Source organism: Streptomyces avidinii (assembly GCF_014650695.1).
GTDB classification, from domain to species: Bacteria; Actinomycetota; Actinomycetes; order Streptomycetales; family Streptomycetaceae; genus Streptomyces; species Streptomyces avidinii.
Genome location: NZ_BMVL01000024.1, coordinates 47167 through 53539 on the forward strand (window position 1 = coordinate 47167; position 6373 = coordinate 53539).

The 6373-nt window shown below is 72.1% G+C and carries 7 protein-coding genes; 5 read left to right on the top strand and 2 right to left on the bottom strand.

All coding sequences use genetic code 11. The annotated features are described in order from the left end of the window. The first annotated feature begins 110 nt into the window (after positions 1-110). Both IE257_RS36325 and IE257_RS36330 read left to right on the top strand, forming a co-directional pair. Positions 111-1313 (top strand): sensor histidine kinase, encoded by a 1203-nt coding sequence (locus tag IE257_RS36325; RefSeq protein WP_189974117.1) that lies wholly within the window; start codon positions 111-113, stop codon positions 1311-1313. Positions 1314-1330: 17 nt separating this feature from the next. Continuing rightward, a complete protein-coding gene (locus tag IE257_RS36330) occupies positions 1331-2005 on the top strand; it encodes a response regulator (protein ID WP_189974119.1) in 675 nt (224 codons plus the stop codon). Positions 2006-2024: 19 nt separating this feature from the next. Here IE257_RS36330 and IE257_RS36335 read toward each other — a convergent pair whose 3' ends face one another. Both IE257_RS36335 and IE257_RS36340 read right to left on the bottom strand, forming a co-directional pair. Further along, positions 2025-3410, bottom strand: coding sequence for a PH domain-containing protein (locus tag IE257_RS36335; RefSeq protein WP_189974121.1), 1386 nt, complete (start codon positions 3408-3410; stop codon positions 2025-2027). Continuing rightward, a complete protein-coding gene (locus IE257_RS36340; RefSeq protein WP_189974123.1) occupies positions 3407-3898 on the bottom strand; it encodes a PH domain-containing protein in 492 nt (163 codons plus the stop codon). The genes IE257_RS36335 and IE257_RS36340 overlap by 4 nt, the downstream gene beginning before the upstream one ends. A 31-nt stretch (positions 3899-3929) precedes the next feature. On the opposite strand from IE257_RS36340, the gene IE257_RS36345 reads away from it, so the two are divergent. Genes IE257_RS36345 through IE257_RS36355 form a run of 3 tightly spaced genes read left to right on the top strand, consistent with a single transcriptional unit; the run spans position 3930 to position 6203 of the window. Beyond that, a complete protein-coding gene (locus IE257_RS36345; RefSeq protein ID WP_030389707.1) occupies positions 3930-5072 on the top strand; it encodes an NADH-quinone oxidoreductase subunit D in 1143 nt (380 codons plus the stop codon). A gap of 37 nt (positions 5073-5109) precedes the next feature. Continuing rightward, positions 5110-5958 carry an arylamine N-acetyltransferase family protein gene (locus IE257_RS36350; protein ID WP_189974125.1) on the top strand — a complete coding sequence of 283 codons (849 nt, stop codon included), beginning with the start codon at positions 5110-5112 and terminating at the stop codon, positions 5956-5958. A gap of 29 nt (positions 5959-5987) precedes the next feature. Further along, the gene (locus IE257_RS36355; RefSeq protein ID WP_189974127.1) at positions 5988-6203 is read left to right on the top strand and encodes a hypothetical protein; all 216 of its coding nucleotides are present in this window, start codon (positions 5988-5990) and stop codon (positions 6201-6203) included. Positions 6204-6373: the final 170 nt, after the last annotated feature.

Genomic DNA, 6373 nt, shown 5'->3' on the forward strand with positions numbered 1-6373 from the left:
TCACCGGACAAAGGCTATGCTTCCGTCCACCTAGGGGAGTACTCGCCCGAGGTCAGGTTCGGACCTCTGGTTGACTCCAGCACCTATCTGCGTTCCCTACTCTGGGTTACGTGCAGCGCCTCTACGACTTCCTCCGCAGACACCCGACGGGCGTCGACAGCTTCTGGGCTGTCCTCCTCTTCGGGGTCGGGATGCTGCAAGTCGCCGACGACAGTTTCAGCAGCACCACCGCACGGCTGCTCGCCGTCCCCGCGGTGGTGGCGATGGGCGTCGTGGTCGCCCTGCGCCGCAAGTGGACGCTGGCGATGTTCTGGCTGGCCGTCGGCACCGGCGTCTACAAGCTGATCACCCATACCGACGTGAACAACGCCGACCTCGCGATGCTGATCATCCTGTACACGGTGGCCGCCTCCGCCGACATCTCGCGCCGGATGTCCCGTACCGCGTTCGCCATCGGATTCCTCGCCTCGCCCCTGTACGCCCTGCGCTTCGCGGTGGACAAGGGCAACCTGCGCGACAACTTCTTCTTCGTGCTCTTCGCCATCGTCCCGTTCGCCCTCGCCTGGGTGCTGGGCGATTCCCTGCGCACCCGCCGGGCCTACTACGCCCAGCTCGTCGAGCGGAACCAGCGCCTGGAGAACCAGCGCGAGGCCCAGGCCAAGGTGGCGGTGGCCGCCGAGCGCGCCCGGATCGCCCGCGAGCTGCACGACGTCGTCGCGCACAACGTCTCGGTGATGGTGGTCCAGGCGGACGGGGCGGCGTACGTCATGGACGTGGCCCCCGAACAGGCCAAGGAAGCCCTCCAGACCATCTCCGGCACCGGCCGCCAGGCCCTCGCGGAGATGCGCCGGCTGCTGGGCGTACTGCGCACCGGCGAGCCGCAGGAGTCCGAGGACTACGTGCCCCAGCCCGACGTCGAACAGATCGAGGTCCTGGTCGAGCAGGTACGGACGGCAGGGCTCGCGGTGGACTTCGAGGTCGAGGGCACCCCGCGCCGGCTGCCCAGCGGGGTCGAGCTGACGGCGTACCGGATCGTGCAGGAGGCCCTGACCAATACCCGCAAGCACGGCGGCCCGGACGCGACGGCCAGCGTCCGGCTGGTCTACTTCGACGACGGGCTCGGCCTGCTGGTCGAGGACGACGGCCGGGGCGCGGCCCACGAGCTGTACGAGGACGGCGGCGCCGACGGCGCCGGGCACGGGCTGATCGGCATGCGCGAGCGCATCGGTATGGTCGGCGGAACCCTGGACGCGGGGCCGCGGCCCGGTGGCGGTTTCCGGATCAGCGCACTGCTTCCCCTGAAGAAGAGATGACGAGGACGAGGTAACTGATGTCCATCCGCGTGATGCTGGTCGACGACCAGGTGCTGCTGCGCACCGGTTTCCGTATGGTGCTGGCCGCCCAGCCGGACATGGAGGTCGTCGCCGAGGCGGGAGACGGCCTGGAGGCGCTGGAGGTGCTGCGGTCCACGAAGGTGGACGTGGTGCTGATGGACGTCCGCATGCCCCGGCTGGACGGGGTCGAGGCGACGCGGCGGATCTGTGAGCCGGAGGAACACCCGAAGGTGATCATCCTGACCACCTTCGACCTGGACGAGTACGCCTTCTCGGGTCTGAAGGCGGGTTCGAGCGGGTTCATGCTGAAGGACGTCCCGCCGGGCGAGCTGCTCGCGGCCATCCGCTCGGTGCACAGCGGGGACGCGGTGGTGGCCCCGTCCACGACGCGGCGCCTGCTGGACCGCTTCGCGCCGATGCTGCCCACCACCACGCAGGAGCCGCAGAACAAGGAGATCGAGCGGCTGACGGACCGCGAGCGAGAGGTCATGCTGCTGGTGGCGCAGGGCCTGTCGAACGGCGAGATCGCGGCCCGGCTGGTCCTCTCCGAGGCGACGGTGAAGACCCACGTGGGCCGCATCCTGACCAAGCTGGGGCTGCGCGACCGGGTCCAGGTCGTGGTCCTGGCATACGAGACGGGCCTGGTCCGGGCGGGCGGCGGGGCCGGCTAGCCGGCCCCGCCCCTCCCTCCTACGCGCCGGACTCCGCCCCGGCCCCCGTCTCCGGGGCCGGTGGCCGGGCCGTCATCCAGCGGTCCGGGCGGGCCGAGGCCCGGGAGGTGCGGGAGCGGGCGGCCTGGGCGTGCAGCAGGGTCGCGGCCTCCGGCTCCGGGCGGAGCCGGGCCGTGACCGTGCAGTTCGCGCCGGTGTCCACGTGGACGTCGGCCACGCCGCGGGCGCGGGCCCACGGGCCCTGGGTGAAGCGGACGCTCTGCACCTTGGCGTGCGGGACGATCTCCGTACGCCGGCACAGGCGGCCGTGCCGGGCGGCGAACACCTCCGGGGAAACGGCCAGGGCGTAGCCCTTCCACCACACCGGAACCACCCAGCGGGACCCGGTCCGCGGGGAGCCGGAGAAGGACAGGGCCGCCAGGTCCACCCCGGGCAGCACCCGGGCGACGACGGCGGAGGCGGCGTCCCGTGTGGCCACCGGGACCAGGACCGTGTTGTTCGAGCCCGCGACCTTCAGCTCGACGCGGACCAGGCCGCGCCGCCGCCACAGCAGCGGCTCCACGATCCGTACGTTCTGCACGCGCCCCGGCGGCACGGTCTCGTGCGCCCGGTCCAGCAGGCCGTGGTCCAGCCGCAGCCCGTCCGGGGACTCGGCGACCCGCCAGTCGTACTCGGTGAGGAAGCGGCCGGCGGTGCCCGCCCAGACCGCGCCGAGCATCGGGAGCACGGAGACGAGGGCCGCCCACGGGCTGGAGCTGAGCCACCACACGACGGCCGGCACGGTCAGCCCGGGAACCAGCAGGGCCCAGATGCCCAGGTTGAGCAGCAGCGACACGACGAGCTCGCGCGGGCTCACCCGCAGCAGTTCGCGTTCGGGGGCTTCGCCCAGGCGTACGGCCTCCTCGGGGGCGAAGCCGGCCGCGCGGGCGAGGAGCTCGGCGCGCAGGGCGACGGCCTCCTTCTCGCTGAGGAAGGACAGCTGGTCCTTCTCCTCGGTGCCGATGACGTCGAGCCGCAGGCTGGCGACGCCGGTCAGCCGGGCCAGGAGGGGGCGGGTGACGTCCACGGCCTGGAGCCGGTCGAGGCGGATGTGCGCGGTGCGCCGGAAGAGGAGCCCGCTGCGGATGCGCAGTTCGGTGTCGGTGATGGCGTAGTGGGTGAACCACCAGCTGAGGAAGCCGTACGCGCCGAAGACCATGACCAGGCCGGCCAGCGCCGCCACCCGCAGGAGGGCGGACAGGTCGGCCACCCACCTCCCCGCCTGGTCACCCTGCTGGGCGAGCACGCCGACGGTCGCGGCGATCGGTACCCAGGCGCGGCGCAGCGGGGTGAAGGGATGCAGCCGGCGTTCCTCGGCGGGTCCGGCAGCCGGTCCGACGGCGCCGTCGACCGGTGCGGGGCTCACAGGCCGGCCGACCTTGCCTCGCCGAGGGCCGTGAGCCGGTCGCGCAGCCGCTCCGCCTCGGCCGGCACCAGCCCGGGGATCTTGGCGTCACTGGCGGCCGCGGCCGTGTGCAGCTGTACGGAGGCCAGGCCGAAGCGGCGTTCCAGCGGGCCCGAGGTGACCTCGACCAGCTGCATCCGCCCGTACGGGACCACGGTCTCCTCCCGCCACAGCACGCCCCGGCTGATCAGCAGGTCGTCCGCGCGCTCGGCGTACCGCCAGGAGCGCCAGTTCCGGCCGAGGAGCACCCAGCCCCAGGCCAGGACCAGCAGCCAGAACACCCCCAGGACCGCCCACGCCGGGCCGAGCGTCAGCCCCGTGCCGACGGCGGTCACGACGGCGAGCAGCACCGTCCATATCACCAGCAGCGTCCGCCGCAGAGTGAGCAGCCCGCCCGGCAGCCCGACCCACGCGGGGCCGCCCGTCTCGCCCATTGTCCCCGTTTCCATGCGTCCACCCTAGGGCTGAGACAATGCCCGCATGACGGAGACCACGGTCGGTATCGGCGGAGCGGCGGAGAGCACCGACATGGTGCTCAACATCGGCCCCCAGCACCCTTCCACGCACGGCGTGCTGCGCCTGCGCCTCGTCCTGGACGGCGAGCGGATCGTCAGTGCCGAACCGGTGGTCGGCTACATGCACCGCGGTGCCGAGAAACTCTTCGAGGCCCGCGACTACCGCCAGATCGTGATGCTGGCGAACCGCCACGACTGGCTGTCCGCCTTCTCGAACGAGCTGGGCGTGGTCATGGCGGTCGAGCGGATGCTCGGCATGGAGGTCCCCGAGCGTGCCGTGTGGATGCGGACGCTGCTGGCCGAGCTGAACCGGGTGCTGAACCACCTGATGTTCCTCGGCTCGTACCCCCTCGAACTGGGCGGAATCACTCCGATCTTCCACGCGTTCCGCGAGCGCGAGGAGCTCCAGGCCGTGATGGAGGAGATCTCCGGCGGCCGTATGCACTACATGTTCAACCGCGTCGGCGGTCTCAAGGAGGACCTCCCGGCCGGCTGGCTGGGCCGGGCCCGCGCCGCGATCGCCGACGTCCGGAGCCGGATGGACGTCTACGACAAGCTGGTGCACGGGAACGAGATCTTCCGCGCCCGCACGCGCGGCGTGGGCGTGCTGTCCGCGGAGGCGGTGCACGCGTACGGGGTCTCCGGCCCGATCGCCCGCGCCTCCGGCGTCGACTTCGACCTGCGCCGCGACGAGCCGTACCTGGCCTACGGCGAGCTCCAGGACGTCCTGAAGGTGATCACCCGCACCGAGGGCGACTGCCTGGCCCGCTTCGAGTGCCTGCTGGACCAGACCCACAATGCGCTCGACCTGGCCGTGGCCTGCCTGGACCGGATGGACGCCCTCCCGCCGGGTCCGGTCAACCAGCGGCTGCCCAAGGTCCTGAAGGCGCCCGAGGGACACACGTACGCCTGGACCGAGAACCCACTCGGGATCAACGGCTACTACCTCGTCTCCAAGGGCGAGAAGACCCCGTACCGGCTGAAGCTGCGCAGCGCCTCGTACAACAACATCCAGGCGCTGGCGGTGCTGCTGCCGGGGCAGTTGGTCGCGGACATGGTGGCGATCCTGGGCTCGCTCTTCTTCGTGGTCGGCGACATCGACAAATAGTCCGTCCCGCGGACATGTCCGGATCTAGGCTGTCCACATGATCACTGGCATATACACCGACTACCTGGCCCGGATCGGTGTCACGGACCCCGGATCCCCCTCCGTGGAAGGGCTGTTCGCGCTCACGCGGGCCCATCTGGAACGGATCCCGTTCGAGAACACCGAAATCCAGCTGGGCCGGCCGCCGGGCATCGACCCGGAGCTGTCCGTGCGCCGCATCGGCGCCGGCCGCGGCGGCTACTGCTTCCACCTCAACGGGGCCTTCGCGGCGCTGCTGGAGCAGCTCGGCTACGACGTGACCCGCCACGTCGGGGGCATGGCCGCGGATCCCGAGTCCACGGAGGTGAGCGGCGACCACCTCGCGCTGACCGTACGGATCGACGGAGAGGCCTACTTCGTGGACGTCGGCCTGGGCGACGGGCCCCCCGAGCCGCTGCCCCTGCGCGAGGGCCGCTACGAGCGGGGCTTCCGGTACGGCCTGCGGCCGCTGGAGGGCGCGGACGGGGCCGGCGCGGGCTGGACCTTCCTCAACGAGGACTCGCCCTTCCCCGCGATGAACTTCCGCTCGGCCCCGGCCACGATGGCCGACTTCGCGGACGAGCACCTGCGGCTCTCCACCTCCGAGGACTCCCCCTTCCTGCAGTCCTTCTTCATGCTGCGGCGGAACGCCGGGGTCATGAACCGGCTGCACGGCAAGATCCTGCTGACCCTCGACCCGGCGGGCGGACGCGACAAGCGCGAACTGGCCGGCCCGGAGGAGCTCTTCGAGGCCATGTCCACGGTCTTCGGGCGTGAGCTCGACGACCTGACGGCGGCGGACCGGGCGGCGCTGTGGGCCCGGATCGAGCGGGCGCACGAGGCGTGGCTCGTCTCCCAGCAGGAGTGATGTCGGTCCGGCAGGGCAGACTGGGCGCCATGTCCCACTCCCCCCGCCGGGCCTGCCCCGCCTGCGGCCGCGACTGCGCCGTCACCGCCGGCCGGATCGCCCGCCACGACCCGCCCTCGGGGCGGGGGCACGGCGATCTGGTGTCCTGCCCCGGCTCCCGCGCCCGGGTGGCGCTCGGCGCCTCGGCGCCGACCCTGGACGGCTTCACCCTGCCCGAACACCCCGGCCAACTACCGCTGTTCTGAGCGGCCCCCTTGCGGTGCCCCTGCGGGGTTGCTCGGCCGTGCCCCTGCGGGGTGCTCGGCGGTGTACGGGTGTGGGTCGGCGCCCCGCACGAGGGTCTCCTCGGCCCGTCCCCTGCGGGGTGCTCGGCGGTGTACGGGTGTGGGTCGGTGCCCCGCACGAGGGTCTCCTC